Source organism: Bacillus sp. LNXM65, assembly GCF_002998575.1.
Taxonomy (GTDB): Bacteria; Bacillota; Bacilli; order Bacillales; family Bacillaceae; genus Bacillus.
This window is the reverse complement of sequence record NZ_PVRB01000018.1, coordinates 1-1,264: the sequence shown is the minus strand read 5'-3', so window position 1 is coordinate 1,264 and position 1,264 is coordinate 1. Positions and strand designations below refer to the sequence as shown.

Annotated in this window: 2 tRNA genes and 1 rRNA gene; all 3 read left to right on the top strand. The window is 37.4% G+C overall.

The features are described 5' to 3' along the window. Positions 1-139: 139 nt before the first annotated feature. The 3 genes from rrf (at position 140) to C6Y03_RS18990 (ending at position 1,222) form a co-directional block, all read left to right on the top strand. Positions 140-255 (top strand): 5S ribosomal RNA (gene rrf / locus C6Y03_RS19000). A gap of 782 nt (positions 256-1,037) precedes the next feature. Further along, a tRNA-Val gene (locus C6Y03_RS18995) sits at positions 1,038-1,113 on the top strand. A gap of 33 nt (positions 1,114-1,146) precedes the next feature. After that, a tRNA-Thr gene (locus tag C6Y03_RS18990) sits at positions 1,147-1,222 on the top strand. Positions 1,223-1,264 lie beyond the last annotated feature (42 nt).

The window sequence follows — 1,264 nt, the reverse complement described above, 5'->3', positions numbered from 1 at the left end:
ATCAGGTTGATAGGTCTGAGGTGGAAGCGTGGTGACACGTGGAGCTGACAGATACTAATAGATCGAGGACTTAACCTATATTCTAATGTGAAGCATGAACATTGTTATCTAGTTTTGAGAGAACATTCTCTCCATCAGGTTTGGTGGCGATAGCGAAGAGGTCACACCCGTTCCCATACCGAACACGGAAGTTAAGCTCTTCAGCGCCGATGGTAGTTGGGGGTTTCCCCCTGTGAGAGTAGGACGCCGCCAAGCTTTTCTAAGGATCAGTTCCATACGGAACTGGTCTTTTTTGTGTTTTTGAAAAAATTACTTCTATTAAATCACTTTGTAAAGTGAGAAGTGATGATTTAGTAAATGCCTCATCGATAAGTTGATCTTTCCGTCCGTCTCACTTTCATGTATTTTCATTGAACAACGCAGCTGTTGTTTGTGGGTCGGCCGTTCAATTCGTTTAGGATGAAGATCAAAAGCATAGAAAGCAGCTAATAAGAATTTTCTTTGGCAGCCAGATACAGAGGACTGTTTAGAGACACACTAGATGACTGAGTATCGCAACACTTACAGTTGAATTTTTCGCTCGCTCTAAGTAAGAATAAGAAAGAATCAACACTAACTTGATACCCTAGTAACACTTTAATATTGAAGATAGTAAAGAACAGTATCGTTTAAGGACATTTTTACATGAAAATGATTTCCCAGAAAAATAAAATAATAAAAGAATTCCTTCTCTAGATGATTTGTATGAGAAGATATATTGAATAAAATAAGCATATAAAAAGCTTGAAAAGGGTAATTTCACATCAATAAAGCTTTATTAGAGCCCTTTTTAACAAAAAAACATAAAAAGATGAAAAAAAGACTTTTAAAATGATGAGACAAGTGGTAGAATTCTTTAGGTGCCTTAACGAAAAGACGAAAAAACAACGTTAAAATAAATTCAAAAATTATTTTAAAAAAGTCTTTACAAACAATATCTTATCGTTATATAATACTATTTGTCGGATCGAGAGACATTCGAAATGACAACACAATATGGAGGATTAGCTCAGCTGGGAGAGCATCTGCCTTACAAGCAGAGGGTCGGCGGTTCGAGCCCGTCATCCTCCACCATATTTATTCTTACATAATGTTAGGATAGATAAAGCCGGTGTAGCTCAACTGGTAGAGCAACTGACTTGTAATCAGTAGGTTGGGGGTTCAAGTCCTCTTGCCGGCACCACTTTCATATGGTAAGATAGACAAGTCGCTTTTAAAGAGAGCC